Consider the following 18,750-nt stretch of genomic DNA (forward strand, 5'->3'; position numbering starts at 1 on the left):
ACTGATGGAATACTCAAATGCCACCTAAAATCAGGGTAATGACTGCTAATTCCACCATCGCCCCAGGCCAGCTGCGCCGTTTTACCCTGTTAATTTCAGGGGAAGACGTCTTGGATGACCCTGTAAGCAGGGACGGCCCAAGGCAAGGCCTGCCCCATGAGCGCTTTTTGCTCGGCGATGCAGTACCTATTGCCCCGGTATTACTGCTTGGGCAATCTGATCAAGTGATCAATCCAACCGAAGTCATTGCATGCCTACAACCAGTTCATCTACACGCCACACGAGATCATCTTATTTTGATGGGGCAAAACCAGATTGACCTGACAACAGAAGAATCCACCCAACTACTCAATGCTGCGCTCCCATTTATAGAAGAAGATTTTCAGAGTTCAATCCTTTTCCAAAACCAACACTATTGGTTTATTCCTGCAGGAGCTTTTTCTAGTCTTGCTAGCTATAGCGTTGATCAAGCACATGGCCGCAATATTGACTGGTGGATGCCACGCGATACCCATGAACAAGGTATCGCCAAGCGTTGGCGCAAACTCCAAAATGAAATTCAGATGCTTTGGCACATTGGTCCAGTAAACGAAGAACGGGAACAACGTGGCATGCCCAGCATTAACTCGCTCTGGATTAGCGGCATTGGCAAACTGAATGATGTAAAACCAACGGAATCATTAAAAGAATCCCAACGTCTCATTGGCCAACACCCTTTATTGCCAGGCCTAGCAAGGCTTTTAGGTCTTCCATACGAAATTACTTTGCATGAGAACAATCTAGCTGGCGCTTTTGCTTGGCTCGAACAACCCCAACTAGCATGGCCCCAATTAAGTGCGGCATTACTTAATAAAAAACTTGATGAAGTTGTTCTGATTGACTTTCCAAACGGAAAAGTGCGCGAGCGTATTCTTACTGTCAAAGATCTACATAGGAAATCTTGGGCCTTCTGGAAAAAGTCAGAACCACTTACCTGGAAAGAAATTACTCAATGATGATTAACGCATGAGTTTCATATGAGCCTATTTTCGCAACGCCCATTTTCTGAGCGTACCGCAACCTGGTTGGCGCAGAGTGGGTTACATCCTTTGCTAGCTAGACTCTATGCAGCACGCGGTCTACAGTCTCCTGAAGAGCTCTCACTGGATTTAAAGCAGTTGATTTCACCGGTAGAGCTGAAGAACTGTATTAATACAGCAAGCTTACTAGCCGATATCCTCGAGAAAAAAGAGTCGATGCTCATCGTTGCTGATTATGACTGCGATGGTGCTACTGCTTGTGCTGTTGGTCTCCGTGGCTTACGCATGCTAGGCGGTCCCGAGACACCAATTCAGTTTCTGGTACCCAATCGCTTCACGATGGGATACGGACTGACCCCTGAAGTGGTGGAATTAGCTGCCCAACAAAATCCCAAACCAAAATATTTAATTACTGTTGATAACGGTATCGCGAGTGAAGCCGGTGTGAATCGTGCCAAAGAGCTTGGTATGGAAGTTATAGTGACTGATCATCACCTGCCTGGAGATCACTTACCAAATGCACTGGCAATCGTTAATCCAAATCAACCAGGCTGCAGCTTTCCAAGCAAAGCCCTCGCAGGTGTTGGTGTGATGTTTTATTTACTAGTTGCCCTTCGTGCTGAACTTCGCAAGCGTGGCAAATTTACGAATGAAACTCAACCCAAGGTAGAGAACCTTTTAGACCTGGTCGCTTTAGGAACAGTCGCAGACGTTGCACATCTCGATCGCAACAATCGGGTTTTAGTTTCCAATGGCTTGAAACGTATTCGCGCAGGAATATCACAGCCAGGCATGCAAGCGCTATTTCAGGCGGCTACTCGTGATCCACGCAAAGCTAATACCTTTGACTTAGGCTTTGCCATCGGCCCCAGACTCAATGCGGCTGGTCGTCTGGCGGATATGACCTTAGGCATCCGCTTGCTTCTCACAGATAATGCCGATGATGCAATGACGTTAGCGCACGAACTTGATCGGATCAATCGCGAACGTCGCGTGATTGAATCGGGAATGCAAGGAACTGCACTCTCTCATCTAGCTGAAGATCGGCTTTCTGGAACCATGTCTGAGCGCAATAGTATTTGCTTGTGGAATCCAGAATGGCATCAAGGCGTTGTAGGCATTGTTGCTTCACGTTTAAAAGAACGTTTTAATCGTCCTGCAATTGTGTTTGCGCCTGCTGATGGCAATACTGGAGAAGAGTTGCGTGGTTCGGGTCGTTCACTGACAGGTTTTCATTTGAGAGATGCGCTGGATTTAGTTTCTAAACGCGAACCTGGACTCATTCTCAAATTTGGTGGTCATGCAATGGCTGCAGGATTAACCATTCGTAAAGATGATTTTGAGAAATTTGATGCCTGCTTTCAGCAGGTTGCATCAGAACTTCTCACAGATGAATTGCTCGAGCGCCGCCATGCACATGATGGTGGTTTAGAACCCTCTGAATTTACCCCTGAAATTGGCGACCTTCTGGCCGAAGAAATCTGGGGCCAAGGCTTTCCGCAACCGGTTTTCTACGGGGAATTTGAGATTGCCCAACAAAGTCTTATGAAAGAAAAGCATCTACGCCTAATGGTTCGCCCCTTAGGGCTTGATGCTGGCTCCAAGCCATTGACAGCAGTTTGGTTTAATCGCACTCAAAGCCTGCCTGCCAAAGCCAGACTAGCCTATCGCTTGGTCACTGACCGCTATCAAGGTCAAGCTCGCGTTCAACTGATGATTGAAGCCCATGATGAGACCCCTGGCGCCTGAGGGGCTGCAGCAATAACCCCCTTATAATTAGGGGATGGAAGCTGAACAACTAAACATTATTTCGAATACCTTGTCCGATCTGCTCACCCGTGAGCAAGCTCTTCGGGGGTATCTTTGACTTCGACGTAAAGTCACGTCGCCTTACCGAAGTTAATTCAATACTAGAAGATCCCACGATTTGGGACGATCAAAAGAAAGCGCAAGCGCTGGGCAAAGAGAAGAAATTGCTCGATGGCGTTGTCGCCACTCTTACCGATCTCAATACCAACATTACTAGCGCTCTCGAGCTATTTGACATGGCTAAAGAGGAAAATGATTTTGAAACGATCGCCGCTATTGAGAAAGATGTTGAAAGCTATAGCAAGATTATTGGCGACCTTGAATTCCGGCGCATGTTCCACAATGAGATGGATTCATGCAATTGCTTTATCGATATTCAAGCAGGTGCTGGTGGTACTGAAGCCTGTGACTGGGCTAGTATGCTCTATCGACAATACCTCAAGTATTGCGAACGCAAAGGCTACAAAACTGAAATCCTTGAAGAATCTGATGGTGATGTTGCTGGCATTAAAAGCGCAACCATCAAAGTCGATGGTGAATATGCTTATGGTCACCTACGATCTGAAACAGGTGTGCATCGCCTAGTGCGCAAATCCCCATTCGATTCATCTAATGGTCGCCACACATCATTTGCCTCTATCTATGTCTACCCAGAGATTGATGACTCGATTGAGATTGAAGTCAATCCTGCTGATATTCGTACAGATACCTATCGCGCTTCTGGAGCAGGTGGTCAGCACATCAATAAAACAGACTCAGCAGTACGCTTAACCCATATTCCGACTGGGATTGTGGTGCAGTGTCAGAATGACCGAAGTCAGCACCGCAACCGCGCCGAGGCCATGACTATGCTGAAGTCTCGCCTTTATGAGCACGAGATGCAAAAGCGTCGCGCTGAACAAGACAAGCTGGAAGCTACTAAGACCGATGTAGGCTGGGGTCATCAAATCCGCTCTTATGTTTTGGATCAAAGCCGCATCAAAGATTTACGTACTAACGTTGAGATTTCCAATACCCAGAAAGTATTGGATGGCGATCTCGATGCCTTCATTGAAGCCAGCCTGAAACAAGGCGTGTAATAACCATATACCCATTACTGCACCGCGATAAACATGAACGATAAAACCAACTTAGACAATGCCGCAGCCACTGAAGCAGTTGATGAAAATCACATCATTGCCGAGCGCCGTGAAAAGCTTGCCAAGCTCCGCGCTGGTGGCGTTGCATTCCCAAATGACTTTGTTCCCACCCATTTGGCGTCTGACTTGCATGCCCACTATGACAGCCTTACCAAAGAAGAATTGGCGGCGAAGAAGATTCACGTCAAGGTTGCTGGACGTATGGTTCTCAAGCGTGTGATGGGCAAAGCGAGCTTTGCAACCATCCAAGATCGCAGTGGGCAAATTCAGTTCTATATCAATGATGAGCTCAGCGGTGCTGATGTTCATGGAGCCTTCAAGCATTGGGATATGGGTGACTTTATCTCTGCTGAAGGTAATCTTTTTAAGACTAATAAGGGCGAACTCTCAGTTGAGTGCAGCAATTTACGCCTTCTTAGCAAGTCATTGCGTCCATTACCTGATAAGTTCCATGGCCTCTCAGACCTGGAGACTAAATATCGTCAACGCTATGTAGACTTGATTGTTAATCCTGAAAGCCGCAATACTTTCAAAGCACGCAGTAACGCGATCGCTTCATTGCGTCGCCATATGTTAGATGCCGACTTCATGGAAGTTGAAACGCCGATGCTCCACCCTATTCCAGGTGGCGCAGCAGCTAAGCCGTTCATTACTCACCACAATGCTCTCGATATGCAAATGTTCTTGCGTATTGCTCCTGAGCTTTACCTTAAGCGTCTAGTAGTCGGCGGTTTTGAGCGTGTCTTTGAAATTAACCGCAACTTCCGTAACGAAGGCGTAAGCCCGCGTCACAATCCAGAATTCACAATGATGGAATTCTATGCGGCCTATACAGATTACCGCTGGCTTATGGACTTCACCGAAGGATTAATTCGTGCCGCCGCAATTGATGCGCAAGGCACAGCAGTATTAACACATCAAGGTCGTGAGCTTGATCTGAGTAAGCCATTCCAGCGCCTAACCATTACTGAAGCAATCCTCAAGTACTGCGGCCAATCTGGCAAGAACTATGAAGCAGCTCAATTGGAGGATGCAAACTTCATTCGTGCTGAATTGAAAAAAGGTGGTGAGAACCCAGATGCCCCTACCCTCAAGAACGCTGGGATTGGCGCACTTCAACTCGCTCTATTTGAATTGGTTGCTGAGGAACATCTTTGGGAGCCAACCTACATCATCGACTACCCAATTGAAGTGAGTCCTCTTGCAAGAGAATCAGACACCCGTCCAGGAATTACTGAGCGTTTCGAACTCTTTATTACTGGTCGCGAAATCGCCAATGGCTTCTCTGAGCTAAATGATGCAGAAGATCAAGCCAACCGCTTCCGCAAGCAAGTAGAGCAAAAAGAGGCTGGCGATGAAGAGGCAATGTACTTTGACCATGACTTCATCCGTGCCCTCGAGTACGGTATGCCTCCAACAGGCGGTTGCGGTATCGGCATTGATCGCTTAGTCATGCTTTTGACCGATGCGCCAAATATTCGTGATGTGATTCTGTTCCCACATTTGCGTCGCGAAGAAGAGTAATTTCTTCTCCAAAGAAAAAGCGGGGTTATTACCCCGCTTTTTTATTAACCTACTCTACCTCTGGCTATCAAAGAGATTGGCCCTAGCACTAAGAGCGTAGCAAGTTGAGAGCCTCTTGCGCAGTCATTACCCCTTCATCAGTTGGAACAACCCAAACCTCGACACGACTTTGCGGAGTGCTAATTTTTAAAGTTAGTCCTTGAGTGGCTTCTTGGTTCAACTTTTCGTCCAACTCAATACCAAGCCATGCAAATTTTTTGCATACCGCCGACCTTAAAACAGGATCATGCTCGCCAATACCGCCGCTAAATGAAATTAGATCAAGACCGCCAAGGCAAGCAATCATGGCACCACCCTCGCGCATAATTTTGTAGATAAAGAGCTCAATCGCCTCTTTAGCTAAAGGATTGGAATCACTTCTCAACTTGCGCATATCCGCTGAAATAGTGGACACACCAAGCAGACCGCTCCTTCTATAGAGCAGATCTTGCAACTGATCATGGGTATAGCCTCGCTCCACCAAATACATCAACACACCAGCATCTAACGAGCCGCTGCGAGTGCCCATCATTAGGCCATCTAGGGCGGAGAAGCCCATTGTTGTGGCAACGCTTTTTCCATCAATTGCGGCACATAAGCTAGCGCCATTACCAAGATGAGCCATGAGCACTTTATCTTTCGCTCTATTGGAGTTCTCATTTAATTCGCCAATGATGTACTGATATGAAATACCATGAAAACCATAGCGTCGCACACCTTGATCGGTAATCTCTTTAGGCAAAGCCAAAGAAGTTTCATGGTGACTCATGGTTTTGTGAAAGGCGGTATCAAAACAAAGCACCTGAGGAATGCCAGGAAATACTTGAGAAAAAGCTTTCACACCATCCAAGCTATGGGGTTGATGCAATGGCGCCAACGCACTCATGGCGGATAATTTTTCTAGAATTGCATCAGTAGAGACAATCGGTCTAAAAAACTCTGAGCCTCCATGAACAATACGATGAGAGACTGCTCTAATTGGTGGCAATCCTTTAATTTCAAGCAATAGCTCTTTGAGGTGCATCAAAGCCGCGATAAACGGATCCTGGCCTACATCCTCAAAATTCTCTGCATGCTCTACCCCCTCATAGGCATAGCGAAGTTCTGTTTTTCCACCCGGCTCTAGCCCCTCAAAACTACCCGAGAGGATGGATGGCAGCACAGATCCTTGCTTAGTCGGATAAATTGAAAACTTGAGAGATGAAGAACCTGCATTAACAGTCAGAATTGCCATAAGAAAATATAGTGTGATTAAGGGTCGACCGGTATTGGCGCTGCTTGCCCCTAGATGATAGCGAGTTGCCCCTCCTAAAGACCCAAACTAGGGCTCATATAAGCAAAAGTAGATTACTTATGAGAAGTTAATTAGTCTTTAAAGCTGTGATACCCCCTGAATCGCTTCAAGATTGAGGATAATTAGGGTTTTAGACAATTAAAATTAAGCTTTTATGGCAGCCTACAACACTGAAACCGTTCTTACCGTTCACCACTGGAACGACACCCTCTTTAGCTTTACCACCACCCGCAATAAAGGCCTGCGCTTTCGTAGCGGTCATTTTCTGATGATTGGCCTCGAGGTAGAAGGCAAACCTTTGGTGAGGGCTTACAGTGTTGCTAGCCCAAACTATGAAGAGCACCTCGAATTTTTAAGTATCAAGGTTCAAGATGGGCCACTCACATCACGTTTACAAAAGATACAAGTGGGAGACCCCATTCTTGTCAGCGAAAAATCCGTTGGCACATTGGTCATTGACGATTTAAACCCAGGCAAACATCTCTACCTCTTCAGCACAGGCACTGGTCTTGCGCCATTCATGAGCATTATTCGCGACCCCGACACCTATGAGAAGTTTGAGAAGGTAGTCCTCATCCATGGCGTACGCCTTGTCAGCGAACTGGCTTATGGCGACTACATCAAGAATGAACTCACTCAAGATGAATATATAGGCGAAATTATTCGCGAAAAACTGATCTACTACCCAACCGTGACCAGAGAAGCTTTTAAGCATACTGGACGCCTCACCACTGCCATTGAATCTGGTCAGCTATTTAAGGATATTGGCCTTCCCCCATTAGATCCAGCAGTAGATAGAGCCATGATTTGCGGCAGCCCCTCCATGCTGAAAGAAACCGCTGAAATGCTAGATGCCAAGGGCTTTAAGGTCTCCCCAAGTCTTGGACAACTTGGTGACTACGTATTTGAGCGCGCCTTCGTAGAAAAGTAAGCGCCAGCATTTATATACACGAAAGTAGTTTAGTTATCGCTATATATTACTTGTAAATATATAAGGCCCTTGTTACAGTGTTTCTAACGAATACGGTTTCAAGGAGCCAAGATGTCCCCGGTCAGAGAGCATTACAACCCAGCCATTATTAGCTTGCTACGCGAGCATGACCGCTTGCCTCATGACAAAGTTGACGAGAGAAAAAGTTTTCAAAGACAAATTCTCTTTTTAATGAACGCCATTAAAGCCGAGGAATTTGAAACCTCTTTCTCATGATGTTTTGATTTAAAAGTAGATACAAAAAAAACCGCCTCAGTAGCGGTTTTTTATTTCATGATCTACACCCAAAAAGAGTGCCTATTTTTTAAAGAAATTAATCTTCTATTTGAAAGTAAACCACTTCGCTGGTTTGACTGCAATCAGAGCGATCAGCACCCGTTGGGGCGACAAATGTTTTTTCTGTAGTTAGCAAAACTGATTCAACCACAGCCTCTTGTTTATTATCTGTTGTGTAACCCATTTTGAACTCCTTCTTTTAATCTAAGCTGGCATATGCATCCAATGAACCTAGAGAATAGAGTTTTTTTATATATCTGAAAAGAATATATATTTCATTTGCTTATACTTATTTCAATATAAATAAAAACAGCAAATTGATAGCTGCATTTGCTATGAGCAACAGCAGGCAAAGCCTTTTCAGAACGCCATCCGATACTGCATGGGCCTCTAAAACCATTTTGGCAACCCTCATTCCAAGCCAATAAGCTGGAATAGCCACCGCAAGGTAGGCAAGCCAATCAATTCCCCCACCCATCAGACTCGCCGCAACAATTGCAAATATCGATATGCCAGAAACAAATTGAGATAACAGAGCCCGCGTTCTATCGAATGCTTGATTGGTGGAATTGAGATACAACGCGGCAGGTGGCCCGCCTATCCCGCAAGAACCCAACAACAAGCCCGAAAGACCTCCTGCGATACCATCCAAAAGACTCGAACCTGTTAACCGGACATGTGGCTTTAAAAGCAAGTAGCTAGCAAAAAATAAAATAACTGCGCTAGTAGCGGTTTTCAACACCGAGAGCTGTATTAGTCCACCTAGCCAAATACCTAAAGGTAAAAAGATGGCGGAAAAAAATAACATGAACCAAAGGCGAGATTGATCCTCTTGATGTAATTTCCAATGCCGAGAAAGTAATATGCCTCCAAATACTTCCGAGCACATCACAATCGGAATCAAAAATGGAATTGGAAATATCCACATGAGAACGGGCGTCATAATGAGCGCCCCACCGAAACCGCTTAACCTTCTAATGAAGCCACCAAAAAATGCCGCAAATGTTAATAAACAAATTGCGGCTAGGTTTTCAAAAATCAAACGGCCTCGCTAACATCATGTTCACCGGCGATGAGATCGCGAATCTGACGGCGAATCTCTAGATAGGCGGGCGTATCTTCAACCATTCTGCGGGGCTCTGGTACCCGTATAACTTCTTTCACTCTTCCGGGGCGACGTGTCATCACAACGATGACGTCTGAAAGATTGATAGCCTCCTCAATGCTATGAGTGACCAAGACAACAGTTTTGCTTTCCTCATTCAAAATTCGAATCATTTCAGCTTGCATCATGGCGCGATTTTGTGCATCCAATGCAGCAAATGGCTCATCCATCAAGAGAACAGTGGGATCAACAACCAGGGCTCTCGCAATAGATACTCGCTGACGCATACCGCCTGAAAGCTGATGAGGATAGTGATTAGTAAATTGACTTAAACCTACTAGCGCAGCAAAGCGCGTCACGATCTGCTTAATCTCGCCAGCATTAATACCTTTGATTTTTAATCCAAAAGCAATATTGTCGTATACGGTCAACCATGGGAATAGCGCATAGTCCTGAAACACCATTGAGCGATCTGCACCAGGGCCGTTCACAACTTTGCCAGCACATTCAATGTGACCAGCAGTTGGAGTCTCAAATCCAGCAATCAAATTGAGAAGTGTTGTCTTTCCGCAGCCACTATGGCCCAAGATTGAGCAAAACTCATTCTTACGAACCTCTAACGAAATATCGTCAATGGCCAAAACTTCTTGGCCCTTAGCATGCATTGACGGATAAATTTTTCTGACGTGCTCTACTTTAAGTGCTGGCTTTGAATTATTCATTTTAATGATTAGTTATCAACAAACTGTTTAAGCATTAAGCGCTCTTGACCAAGGCATTAGTTTCTGAGCCGTGTATCTAATAAGTCTATCGAGGCATAAGCCAATTACGCCAATAGCCAACATACCAACCAAAATATAGTCTGTACGCAAAACGGTACGCGCGTCATTAATTAAGAATCCAAGGCCAGAGTTGGCGCCAACCAATTCAGCCGCTACCAAAGCCATCCAACCTACTCCCAAACCAATACGAATACCGGTCACTATCTGAGGAAGAGCCGCACGCAGTACGACACGTGTAATCACACCCCAAGAGCCAGCGCCCAAACAGCGAGCCGCTCGAATTAGGTTCGGCTCCACATTTTTTACAGCATCAATAGTGTTCAATAGGATTGGGAAAAAGATTCCCAAGAAAATAATGAATTGGTTTTGAGTGTTACCAACCCCAAACCACAAAATACTTAGCGGGATCCAGGCAATTGGCGGAATAGGTCGCAAAATTTCTACGATTGGATCTACCTGCTCATTGACCCATTTAAAACACCCCATCACTATTCCCAAAGGAATAGCGACAGAGGCATAACAAAATGCCACAAATTCTCTGGATAAGCTATCCAATAAATGCTTCCAGATTTCTCCAGACTGCATTAATTCAAAACCTCCTAGTGCCACCCCCGAAGGAGGTGGCAACAAGGTAGATTCTGTCTTATCCAGAATAAACCGACTGGCATACTCCCAGGCGGCAAGCAAAATAATCAATAAAGCTAGACGACGAAATTGCTTGAAAAAGTTAATTATTGGCATAGCTCTTATTTCTTATAAGTCTTACCGTCGAAGGACCAATCTCTCACAAGATCACCCTTTTCTGGGAAAGGCTGTGGTGTGGTCGTATTTAATGGATTCATATAAGTTGGGTACGGTGTTTTATCCAATGGTGCAGACCAGCTTGCTGGTAAAAATGGTGGTCTTGTAGTTGTTGCCCAACCCAACTTCTCGAAAGTTTTATCCATAAAGCGTGTATCCACCGCACGTGCAAAGTCGATACCAGTTAACTTATTCTGAATACGCTTGTTCTCATAAAGCCATGTGTAAATAGGCTCATTTGCACGACCCCAGAAAACTGGAATTGGGTAAATGTAATTAGGCTTGTAAAGCAAGTTGTAAGCAGTAATTTGTTGACGCAAGATTTCTTTTGAATAGTTCTTCAAGTTTGGATCTTCTTGCATGACATCAACCGCAGCATCTGGATTCTTTCTAATCCAAAGTGTTGCCTCAGCAATAGCATCTGTAAATGCTTGTACTACGTCCGGTGCGTTATCAATAACTTCTTGACGCACATAGAAAGTACCGGCATAAATATTGTACGGATAGCTGTCACTAATAATTCTGGCGTTCTTACGCTCTTTGGACATGATGGTTGGGGTTGGGTCCCAAGGAACTACTGCATCAATACCTTTTGGCATCGCCATTTGCTCGCCTGGAGGCATGTTTTTCAAGATGATATCTTTTCCAATTTCAATACCATTAGCCTTGGCTGCCGCTTGAATGTAAAACTCAGCTGAGGAACCAGTTACGATACCAATAGTTGCTGGCGGATTAGAACCTTTGAAGTCTTTAAAGGATTTGATCTTAGAATCAAGTGGCACTAAAACAGCGTGCATCAAGTTCGTATTAATCACCGCGATCGTCTTCACTGGAATGTTTTTATCGACTAAAGAGGTAAATGGGAAATTTCCACCATTACCAAACTGGAATCGTCCAGAAATAATGACTTCATTAATCGCGGGCCCTGATGGGAATGCTTGTAATTTAGCTTCGATACCACGCTTAGATAGGAGACCTTTTTTATCCATTACCAAGTTGACTGTGTTTTGACCAGACCATGGTGGCTGAAATGCAATTTGTACAGGCCACCAGCCTTTTTCTTTAAGCCAGGCTACAGACTTAGCTGATACTTTCTCCTCAGCCCCTTCTGGCCACCCATAATCATTGAACTTTGTGGCGTTTTGAGCCATTGACAGCATTGGAGCGCCAGATAACATGGCGACAGCGAGTACTGAAAAGATACGGCGTGATGCGCTAAATTGTTTCATTACGATCTCCTTAAATTTAAAATTTCTTGTACCAAATACAAAAAGCAAAGGCCAAAAAACTAACTGCTGAAGCTTAACTCTATACCACCTAATTTGGTTCTAATTTTTCTATATTCTTTTTTCATAACTAAATACTTCACTAACTCAGTAAAGGGCTGTAAAGCAGGTCCCTGCTTCAATGCCTCTTGCGCTCCATCCCTCAATCCGATGGCAAGATGCTCTGGATAGAAGGCATGAAGACTTAACTGCTCCTTACTAATGGAGCGGCCCCATTTTTTTCTTAAGCCAGGTAGTGCAGGCTCAATTAGTTCGCCAGGTCGACGAGAGGCGTCGTAATCTACATTTGCGCGACTCATCACTTTGGCACTAGGCTTACCCGCCAATCTTCCATAGTGACCCTTGAGATATAGCTTTATCTCATCCGGGATTGTTTTATAGCGCTCGCCCTGCATCACATTCAAGACCGCTTGAGTAACAATGTATTGGGCAAATGGGCTCACTAAAATGGGATACCCTAAATCTTCACGAACTCTAGCAGTCTCCTCTAGAATCTCCGCCTCTCTGTGTGAGATACCCATCGTAGCTAATTGAGCGCGTAGATTAGAAATCATTCCACCGGGGATTTGATGCTCATATAGAGCTGGGTCATAAATTGCCTTTTCTCCACGAGCAAAATTATCGCGAGCGCAAATCCAATCAAAGTATTCATCTACCTTCTGCAAGGCCAAATGATTCATCTTAGGAGCTCGACCGAGTTTTTGAGCGCTGGCATACACATCTAATACCGACGGGAGGGAAGCGCCATTTGCTAAGCAATTCGTTGCCACATAGCCATAAGCAAAACCAGCTTTGATGGCTTCCTCATATACCAACGGCGCTAAACCAGATTGGCAATGCGAATGTAATTTAATAGGAATGCCTGACGCCGCAGAAACTACAGCAGGAAAAAGGGTGGCAGCTCGCTCTGGGGTAAGCAAGCCAGTTGGATCTTTTACTGAAATAAAGTCAGCGCCTAACTTTACCAACTCGCGTGTACGAGCAATAAAGTAAGCATCGTCATGCACAGGACTTAGAGCGTAAGTCAACATGGCATTAATTAGCATGCCATGTTTCTTGCCCGCTTTTACAGAAGATTCAATATTGCGGTTATCGTTCAGAGCATCATAAACAGTCAATACTCTGACGCCGGACTGAGCCAACAGCTCTACATTGAGCTCCACAACATCGTCCGGGAATAACTCAAATGTGTAAATACTTTGACCGCGTGTTAATGCATCTGTTGGAGTGCTGAGTTGTTCACTCAAAAACCTCATACGCTTCCATGGATCTTCACGCAAGAAGCGCACCATCACATCAAATACAGCGCCACCTAAAATATTAATATAACCATAGCCAGCTTGATCTATATCGGCTAGTGCTGGATACATATGAGGAGTAGTCATACGGGTAGACCAAAGGCACTGATGCGCATCGCGCAGAGTGACATCGATCATTTCGAATGGTTTCTTAGATGCCATTAAGTCAGCTCAATCACCATGAGTGGTTGTCCAACCTCAATCGTTGACCCATCCTCAACCAGAATACGAGATACCCTTCCGCTACATTCAGCAGGAATGGTATTCAATAATTTCATCACTTCCACAATACAAACATCTGTGGTTGGCGTCACGCTGTCGCCCACTTCAACAAATGGTGCTGAGCTTGGGCTTGGCCTGCGATAAAAAGTTCCAATCATCGGGCTTGTAATAACTCGCTCTGATGGCGAAAGACTTAATGATGGTGTCGCAGCAATGGGAGCAGCATCACTTACGGATGTGGGCACCACTACTTGCGGGGCAACATAAGCGCTTGGCGCTGAAGCGATTTGCGGCCCTACTGAAATCTCAATCTCAAATTCCTCAGTCCTATAGCCGAAGGTAGTAAATGTGCCCGCATCTTTAATGAGGGCAACAATTTCCTTCACCTGCTTCATCGTGAATTCAGGCGGAACCTTCACCACAGATCCAGTCTTTTTAACTGGAACTTTTTTAGAAGGCTTGTTCTTTACTTTCGCTTTTGGGGCGATTTTCTTTTTTGTTTGCACTGTCTCGTATTTTTGGTTAATATTTTCTCTAATGAAATTTAAAGTATCATCAGATGAAATGCTTTAAGGGTAAACACTTAAAAACCCAAATATCTTCCAAAATAATTCTAAATAAATGCCACAAAAGCTCTCCCGCATCACCCCCCCAGCCGAAATATTGGAGGAATCTGCCAAATCCAGCATGGCGGAAAAGGTTTTGCTCATTCTGGAGACAATTGCCCAATCAGAATTTCCCCTCACTCTTGAGGCTATTTCTACAAGCACCGGTTTAGCCAAACCCACTGCCTTTAGATTGTTAAATACTCTAGTAACCCAGGGATTTATTGAGCGTGATCCCAATGGCAGACGTTTTCAGCCAAGCGCAAAACTCAGAATCATGGGAATGAATATTCTTTCTGTGGACTCGATTCGATCACAACGCGTAGCAGTAATGAAACGTCTTGTTGAAGAAATTGGTGAAACCTGTAACTTCAACATCTTAGATGGCAATAAAGTGATGTATCTCGATCGCGTCGAAACAAGTGCACCCATTCGCCTTCACGTAGATCTCGGTATGCGTGTACCCCTGCACTGCACTGCAAGTGGAAAGTTATTTCTTTCAGGCATGACTGAGTTGCAGGTTCGACGCTCGCTAGGCAATGAGCCATTTGAAACCTACACGCCTAAAACGATAACCACATACAACAAATTATTTGTTGAGCTTGAAAAAATTCGTAATGACGGCTACGCCCTTGATGAATCAGCTTTCCTAGAAGGGTTTATTGGAATTGCCGTGCCAGTTATCAACTCTAAATATAAAACTTTCGCCACGATTACAGCTCATGGCCCGGCGCCGCGTATGCAAGAAAAATCGATTGATTTTTATGTCAAACCTTTAAAGCGCGCAGCGAATGATATTCAAAGCAGCTTATCTGATAGCAGTAATTAATTACCTGGAAACAATATGACCACTCCCGTAATCATCACAGTAGCAATGACAGGCGCAATACCTCGCAAAAAAGATTGTCCAGGATTGCCAGTGACTACTAGCGAACAGATTGAAGAAACACATAAAGCGTTTGAAGCGGGTGCATCCCTTGCGCATATACATGTACGTAATGCAGATGAAACTCCTAGCTCAGACCCCGATTTATATGCAGCCGTTCAAGAGGGAATACAGAAACATTGTCCAGGAATGATTATTCAGTTTTCTACTGGCGGTCGTGGTCGCGATCAAGCTGCTCGCGGTGGAATGTTGTTCCATCGACCTGACATGGCCTCACTCGCAACGGGCTCTGTAAATTTCCCAACAGGGATTTATGAAAACCCCCCTGAATTTGTGGATGGTCTTGCAAGCGAGATGCTGAAGTACGAGATCAAGCCAGAAATCGAGATATTTGACCTTGCGATGCTCTATAACGCAGCAAATTTGATTGAACGCGGCCTCCTCAAAGCACCTGCACATGTGCAATTTGTCATGGGTATTCCTAACGCCATGCCAGCACGACGCACGATTCTAGAATTTCTCATCTCAGAATTAAGGGCAGTGATGCCGGATGCGACGTGGACTGCAGCTGGTATTGCACGCCATCAATTACCAGTCAATGAATGGACTCTCGAATTAGGCGGTCATGTCAGAACTGGTCTTGAGGACAATACGCGCTTTGATAAAACTCGAGCTGCGAAAGACAATGCTGAGCTCGTTGCACGCCTTGCTGAGATGGCGCCCAAATACAACCGGACGGTGGCAACTCCGGCGCAAGCTCGTGAAATTTTGGGATTAAGAAAGCATTAATCAATATGTCAAATACATCTTTTGATTACATCGTTGTAGGCGGTGGTTCATCTGGTTGCGTTTTGGCGAGTCGCCTCTCAGAGGATCCCAAGAATTCTGTTTGCCTGATTGAAGCAGGACCAAAGGACCGCTCTCCTTGGATTCATCTGCCTATTGGATATGCAAAGACGATGTGGGATCCAAAGCTGAACTGGAAATTTCAGACCGAGCCAGATCCAGGTGTAAACAATCGACAGATTTATTGGCCCAGAGGAAAGACACTAGGAGGCTCCAGCTCAATTAATGGCCTAATATTTATTCGTGGACAGAAAGAAGACTATGACACATGGTGCAACCTCGGGAATCCTGGCTGGGGCTGGGATGACGTACTGCCCTACTTTAAAAAAGCAGAAGGAAATGATCGCTTAAGTGAACCACTCCATTCACAAAAGGGGCCTTTGAAGGCATCGTCTATTCCAAAGAAACATCCATTAGTCGAAGCATTTAAAAAGACCGCCAATGCTTTAGGGGTGCCTGAGACAGATGATTTCAATAACTTAACGCAAGAAGGGGTTGGCTACTACCAGCTCACCACTCACAAAGGTTTTCGCTGCAGTACTGCTGTTGCATATTTAAAGCCCGCCAAGCATCGGAAGAATCTAGAAATCCTGACAGATAGTCAGGCTTGTAGGGTGATTTTTGAGAACAAAAAAGCCGTAGGTATTGAAATATTCCGTAACGGTAAAAAAAGCATAGTGCGCGCTAATAAAGAAGTCATTCTGAGTGCGGGCGCAATCCAGAGTCCGCAAATTTTACAACTGTCAGGGGTTGGCCCAGCCAAACTGTTGCAAGAATTCAATATCCCTGTGGTGCAGGATTTACCAGGAGTTGGCGAAAATCTACAAGACCATTTACAGCACCGCCTTATCTACGAATTAAATCAACCCATCTCAACTAATGACCAACTCTCCTCTTGGTTTGGACAACTCAAGATGGGCTTAGATTGGTTGCTCTTTCGCGGCGGACCGCTTTCAATCGGCATTAATCAGGGGGGTCTCTTCACGCGCGTAATGAAAGACTCTAAAACACCTGATATCCAGTTTCACTTAGCAACACTCTCTGCAGAGATGGCTGGCGGCAAAGTTCACCCTTTCTCCGGATTCACTATGTCAGTATGCCAACTCAGACCAGAATCACGAGGTCACGTACGCATTCAATCAACAGATCCACTCGTACCTCCCAAGATGTTTGCTAATTACATGTCGACATCTTATGACCGCGAGATTAGTATTGCCGCCGTTAAATACGCTAGAAAAATTGCGCAAACCGAACCACTTCGCTCTCTGATTACTCGAGAAGTTAAACCAAATAATCCACAATCGGATGAAGAAATTTTAGAGTTTTGCCGCAACAATGGCGCAACGATTTTCCATCCAACAGGCACCTGCCAAATGGGTCCAGATAGCAATCCGATGGCAGTACTAGATTCTTCGCTAAGAGTAAGAGGTGTACAAGGGCTCAGAGTTGTAGATTGCTCGGCGATGCCAACCTTGCCCTCAGGCAACACCAATTGGCCTGCAGTAATGCTTGCAGAAAGAGCTGCTGATTTGATCTTAGGCCGCACTTAAACTCAATGCGCCGGCAATTACCTTTTAGTAAGTGGCTTCCTGAATATCGAACGCCAGGAACGATACGCGCAGATATTTTTGCGGGCCTGACTGGCGCCATTGTTGTTATGCCTCAGGGTATTGCCTTTGCATTATTAGCGGGCATGCCGCCTCACTATGGCCTATATGCAGCCATGATTCCCTGTCTAATTGCAGCGCTATTTGGCTCAAGTCGCTTAATGGTTACAGGTCCAGCTAATGCCATTTCTCTAACGACGATGGCGTTAATTTCTCCGCTGGCACTCCCAGAATCTAGTCAGTACGTTGGCTATGTTTTAACGCTGAGTTTTTTGGTGGGTGTTCTGCAGCTTGCGCTAGGATTTGCTAAAGCAGGCAAATGGGTGGAGCAGATTCCTCACTCCGTCATTGTTGGCTTCACTGTTGGCGCAGCAATTCTGATTATCAATAGTCAGCTGGGCACTCTTCTTGGCATCAATATCCCAAGAGGTAGGGGTGTTCCAGAAACAATCAGTGCTGTAGTATCTGCACTCATAAATAATCAATGGCAAATGGCAGCCCCAGCGGTAGTACTCTTCACCTTAATCGCCATTCGACTCTGGAAGCCGCTGAATCGCTTTTTACCTGCCATGCTGTTAGCCGTTGTACTGGGAAGCATTGCAGCGGCTTTAATTGAATCACTACTGCCTGGCGTGGTTACCTTCAAAAAAGTTCAAGAAATACCAGGGGCATTCCCGCCAATCTCTAGCCCAGACTTAAGTGGTGAAACTTTACAAAAGTTATTTAGCGCTGCTCTCATCATGACGCTGCTGGCATCAACCGAAGCAATGGCTATTGCTCGAGCGATTGCATTAAAAACAAAAGATCACTTCAATGCAAATCAAGAATTTATTGGACAAGGATTGGCCAATATATGCGGCTCATTCTTCTCTGCCTACCCTGCTAGTGGCTCATTCAATCGGACGGGTGTAAACCTTGCCTCTGGAGCTAAAACACCTCTCTCAGCGATTTGCGCTGCAGTTTTTCTTTTTATCTTGCTTGCCTTTGTCTCGCCACTGGCAAAACATATCCCCTATGTAGTTATTGCATCGCTATTGCTGGTAGTGGCCTGGAACTTAATTGATATAAAACAGATTCGTCATGAATTTCACATGGGAGCAAAGGAATGGATTCCCATGCTGATTACCGGCATTGGCACCATCACTATTCCACTTGAGTGGGCAATACTTGCTGGAATCATTAGCTCAATAATGATCAAGCGCTTTATCGCAAAGACTTAAA

The 18,750-nt window shown here is 45.1% G+C and carries 18 protein-coding genes; 10 read left to right on the forward strand and 8 right to left on the reverse strand.

Annotated elements, in window-relative coordinates:
- Nucleotides 1–38: 38 nt before the first annotated feature.
- The 4 genes from ICE93_RS10135 to lysS all read left to right on the forward strand — a co-directional run bounded on the left by ICE93_RS10135 (nt 39) and on the right by lysS (nt 5,491).
- Entirely contained in the window at nt 39–995 is a 957-nt protein-coding gene (locus tag ICE93_RS10135) for a hypothetical protein (RefSeq protein ID WP_255554624.1), read from the forward strand.
- A gap of 21 nt (nt 996–1,016) precedes the next feature.
- A complete protein-coding gene (gene recJ / locus ICE93_RS10140) occupies nt 1,017–2,768 on the forward strand; it encodes a single-stranded-DNA-specific exonuclease RecJ (protein ID WP_216187861.1) in 1,752 nt (583 codons plus the stop codon).
- Between the two features lie 34 nt (nt 2,769–2,802).
- A protein-coding gene (gene prfB, locus ICE93_RS10145) for a peptide chain release factor 2 (RefSeq protein ID WP_216187862.1) occupies nt 2,803–3,907 on the forward strand; the annotation gives its coding sequence in 2 pieces (ribosomal slippage) (nt 2,803–2,883 and nt 2,885–3,907; 1,104 coding nt in all).
- A 33-nt stretch (nt 3,908–3,940) separates the two neighbouring features.
- Nucleotides 3,941–5,491 (forward strand): lysine--tRNA ligase, encoded by a 1,551-nt coding sequence (lysS, locus tag ICE93_RS10150; RefSeq protein ID WP_216187863.1) that lies wholly within the window; start codon nt 3,941–3,943, stop codon nt 5,489–5,491.
- 88 nt (nt 5,492–5,579) lie between these two features.
- Here lysS and ICE93_RS10155 read toward each other — a convergent pair whose 3' ends face one another.
- A complete protein-coding gene (locus ICE93_RS10155; RefSeq protein ID WP_216187864.1) occupies nt 5,580–6,764 on the reverse strand; it encodes an acetate/propionate family kinase in 1,185 nt (394 codons plus the stop codon).
- A 214-nt stretch (nt 6,765–6,978) separates the two neighbouring features.
- On the opposite strand from ICE93_RS10155, the gene ICE93_RS10160 reads away from it, so the two are divergent.
- Complete coding sequence (locus ICE93_RS10160) at nt 6,979–7,755, forward strand: ferredoxin--NADP reductase (RefSeq protein ID WP_216180507.1); 777 nt, start codon at nt 6,979–6,981, stop codon at nt 7,753–7,755.
- A gap of 111 nt (nt 7,756–7,866) precedes the next feature.
- Nucleotides 7,867–8,031, forward strand: coding sequence for a hypothetical protein (locus ICE93_RS10165; protein WP_216187866.1), 165 nt, complete (start codon nt 7,867–7,869; stop codon nt 8,029–8,031).
- Between the two features lie 97 nt (nt 8,032–8,128).
- Here ICE93_RS10165 and ICE93_RS10170 read toward each other — a convergent pair whose 3' ends face one another.
- The 7 genes from ICE93_RS10170 to accB form a co-directional block, all read right to left on the reverse strand.
- On the reverse strand, nt 8,129–8,275 hold the full coding sequence (locus tag ICE93_RS10170) for a hypothetical protein (RefSeq protein WP_216187868.1): 147 nt from the start codon (nt 8,273–8,275) through the stop codon (nt 8,129–8,131).
- A gap of 105 nt (nt 8,276–8,380) precedes the next feature.
- A complete protein-coding gene (locus tag ICE93_RS10175) occupies nt 8,381–9,133 on the reverse strand; it encodes a sulfite exporter TauE/SafE family protein (RefSeq protein ID WP_216187870.1) in 753 nt (250 codons plus the stop codon).
- Entirely contained in the window at nt 9,130–9,918 is a 789-nt protein-coding gene (locus ICE93_RS10180) for an ABC transporter ATP-binding protein (protein WP_255554626.1), read from the reverse strand. The genes ICE93_RS10175 and ICE93_RS10180 overlap by 4 nt, the downstream gene beginning before the upstream one ends.
- A gap of 27 nt (nt 9,919–9,945) precedes the next feature.
- Nucleotides 9,946–10,719 (reverse strand): ABC transporter permease, encoded by a 774-nt coding sequence (locus ICE93_RS10185; protein WP_216187873.1) that lies wholly within the window; start codon nt 10,717–10,719, stop codon nt 9,946–9,948.
- A gap of 5 nt (nt 10,720–10,724) precedes the next feature.
- Nucleotides 10,725–12,008 (reverse strand): ABC transporter substrate-binding protein, encoded by a 1,284-nt coding sequence (locus tag ICE93_RS10190; RefSeq protein ID WP_216187876.1) that lies wholly within the window; start codon nt 12,006–12,008, stop codon nt 10,725–10,727.
- A gap of 59 nt (nt 12,009–12,067) precedes the next feature.
- Nucleotides 12,068–13,525, reverse strand: coding sequence for a pyruvate carboxylase subunit B (locus ICE93_RS10195; RefSeq protein WP_216187879.1), 1,458 nt, complete (start codon nt 13,523–13,525; stop codon nt 12,068–12,070).
- Nucleotides 13,525–14,091: an acetyl-CoA carboxylase biotin carboxyl carrier protein gene (gene accB / locus ICE93_RS10200; protein WP_216187881.1), complete on the reverse strand. Its 567-nt coding sequence runs from the start codon at nt 14,089–14,091 to the stop codon at nt 13,525–13,527. The genes ICE93_RS10195 and accB overlap by 1 nt, the downstream gene beginning before the upstream one ends.
- Before the next feature lie 115 nt (nt 14,092–14,206).
- On the opposite strand from accB, the gene ICE93_RS10205 reads away from it, so the two are divergent.
- Genes ICE93_RS10205 through ICE93_RS10220 form a run of 4 tightly spaced genes read left to right on the forward strand, consistent with a single transcriptional unit; the run spans nt 14,207 to nt 18,749 of the window.
- Nucleotides 14,207–15,019 (forward strand): IclR family transcriptional regulator, encoded by an 813-nt coding sequence (locus ICE93_RS10205; RefSeq protein WP_216187883.1) that lies wholly within the window; start codon nt 14,207–14,209, stop codon nt 15,017–15,019.
- 15 nt (nt 15,020–15,034) lie between these two features.
- Entirely contained in the window at nt 15,035–15,865 is an 831-nt protein-coding gene (locus ICE93_RS10210) for a 3-keto-5-aminohexanoate cleavage protein (RefSeq protein ID WP_216187885.1), read from the forward strand.
- A 5-nt stretch (nt 15,866–15,870) separates the two neighbouring features.
- Nucleotides 15,871–17,472: a GMC family oxidoreductase gene (locus ICE93_RS10215; RefSeq protein WP_216187886.1), complete on the forward strand. Its 1,602-nt coding sequence runs from the start codon at nt 15,871–15,873 to the stop codon at nt 17,470–17,472.
- Nucleotides 17,473–17,477: 5 nt separating this feature from the next.
- The gene (locus tag ICE93_RS10220) at nt 17,478–18,749 is read left to right on the forward strand and encodes a SulP family inorganic anion transporter (protein ID WP_216187887.1); all 1,272 of its coding nucleotides are present in this window, start codon (nt 17,478–17,480) and stop codon (nt 18,747–18,749) included.
- Nucleotide 18,750: the final 1 nt, after the last annotated feature.

It is taken from the genome of Polynucleobacter sp. MWH-HuK1 (genome assembly GCF_018881815.1).
Classification (GTDB): Bacteria; Pseudomonadota; Gammaproteobacteria; order Burkholderiales; family Burkholderiaceae; genus Polynucleobacter.

Excerpts from the sequence above, each read along its gene's own strand:
- ICE93_RS10220 (WP_216187887.1), top strand. The coding sequence starts at position 17,478 with ATGCGCCGGCAATTACCTTTTAGTAAGTGGCTTCCTGAATATCGAACG.
- ICE93_RS10205 (WP_216187883.1), top strand. The coding sequence starts at position 14,207 with ATGCCACAAAAGCTCTCCCGCATCACCCCCCCAGCCGAAATATTGGAG.
- ICE93_RS10195 (WP_216187879.1), bottom strand. The coding sequence starts at position 13,525 with ATGGCATCTAAGAAACCATTCGAAATGATCGATGTCACTCTGCGCGAT.
- ICE93_RS10180 (WP_255554626.1), bottom strand. The coding sequence starts at position 9,918 with ATGAATAATTCAAAGCCAGCACTTAAAGTAGAGCACGTCAGAAAAATT.
- recJ (WP_216187861.1), top strand. The coding sequence starts at position 1,017 with ATGAGCCTATTTTCGCAACGCCCATTTTCTGAGCGTACCGCAACCTGG.
- ICE93_RS10160 (WP_216180507.1), top strand. The coding sequence starts at position 6,979 with ATGGCAGCCTACAACACTGAAACCGTTCTTACCGTTCACCACTGGAAC.
- ICE93_RS10155 (WP_216187864.1), bottom strand. The coding sequence starts at position 6,764 with ATGGCAATTCTGACTGTTAATGCAGGTTCTTCATCTCTCAAGTTTTCA.
- ICE93_RS10210 (WP_216187885.1), top strand. The coding sequence starts at position 15,035 with ATGACCACTCCCGTAATCATCACAGTAGCAATGACAGGCGCAATACCT.
- ICE93_RS10190 (WP_216187876.1), bottom strand. The coding sequence starts at position 12,008 with ATGAAACAATTTAGCGCATCACGCCGTATCTTTTCAGTACTCGCTGTC.
- ICE93_RS10215 (WP_216187886.1), top strand. The coding sequence starts at position 15,871 with ATGTCAAATACATCTTTTGATTACATCGTTGTAGGCGGTGGTTCATCT.
- lysS (WP_216187863.1), top strand. The coding sequence starts at position 3,941 with ATGAACGATAAAACCAACTTAGACAATGCCGCAGCCACTGAAGCAGTT.
- ICE93_RS10170 (WP_216187868.1), bottom strand. The coding sequence starts at position 8,275 with ATGGGTTACACAACAGATAATAAACAAGAGGCTGTGGTTGAATCAGTT.
- ICE93_RS10135 (WP_255554624.1), top strand. The coding sequence starts at position 39 with ATGACTGCTAATTCCACCATCGCCCCAGGCCAGCTGCGCCGTTTTACC.
- ICE93_RS10185 (WP_216187873.1), bottom strand. The coding sequence starts at position 10,719 with ATGCCAATAATTAACTTTTTCAAGCAATTTCGTCGTCTAGCTTTATTG.
- ICE93_RS10165 (WP_216187866.1), top strand. The coding sequence starts at position 7,867 with ATGTCCCCGGTCAGAGAGCATTACAACCCAGCCATTATTAGCTTGCTA.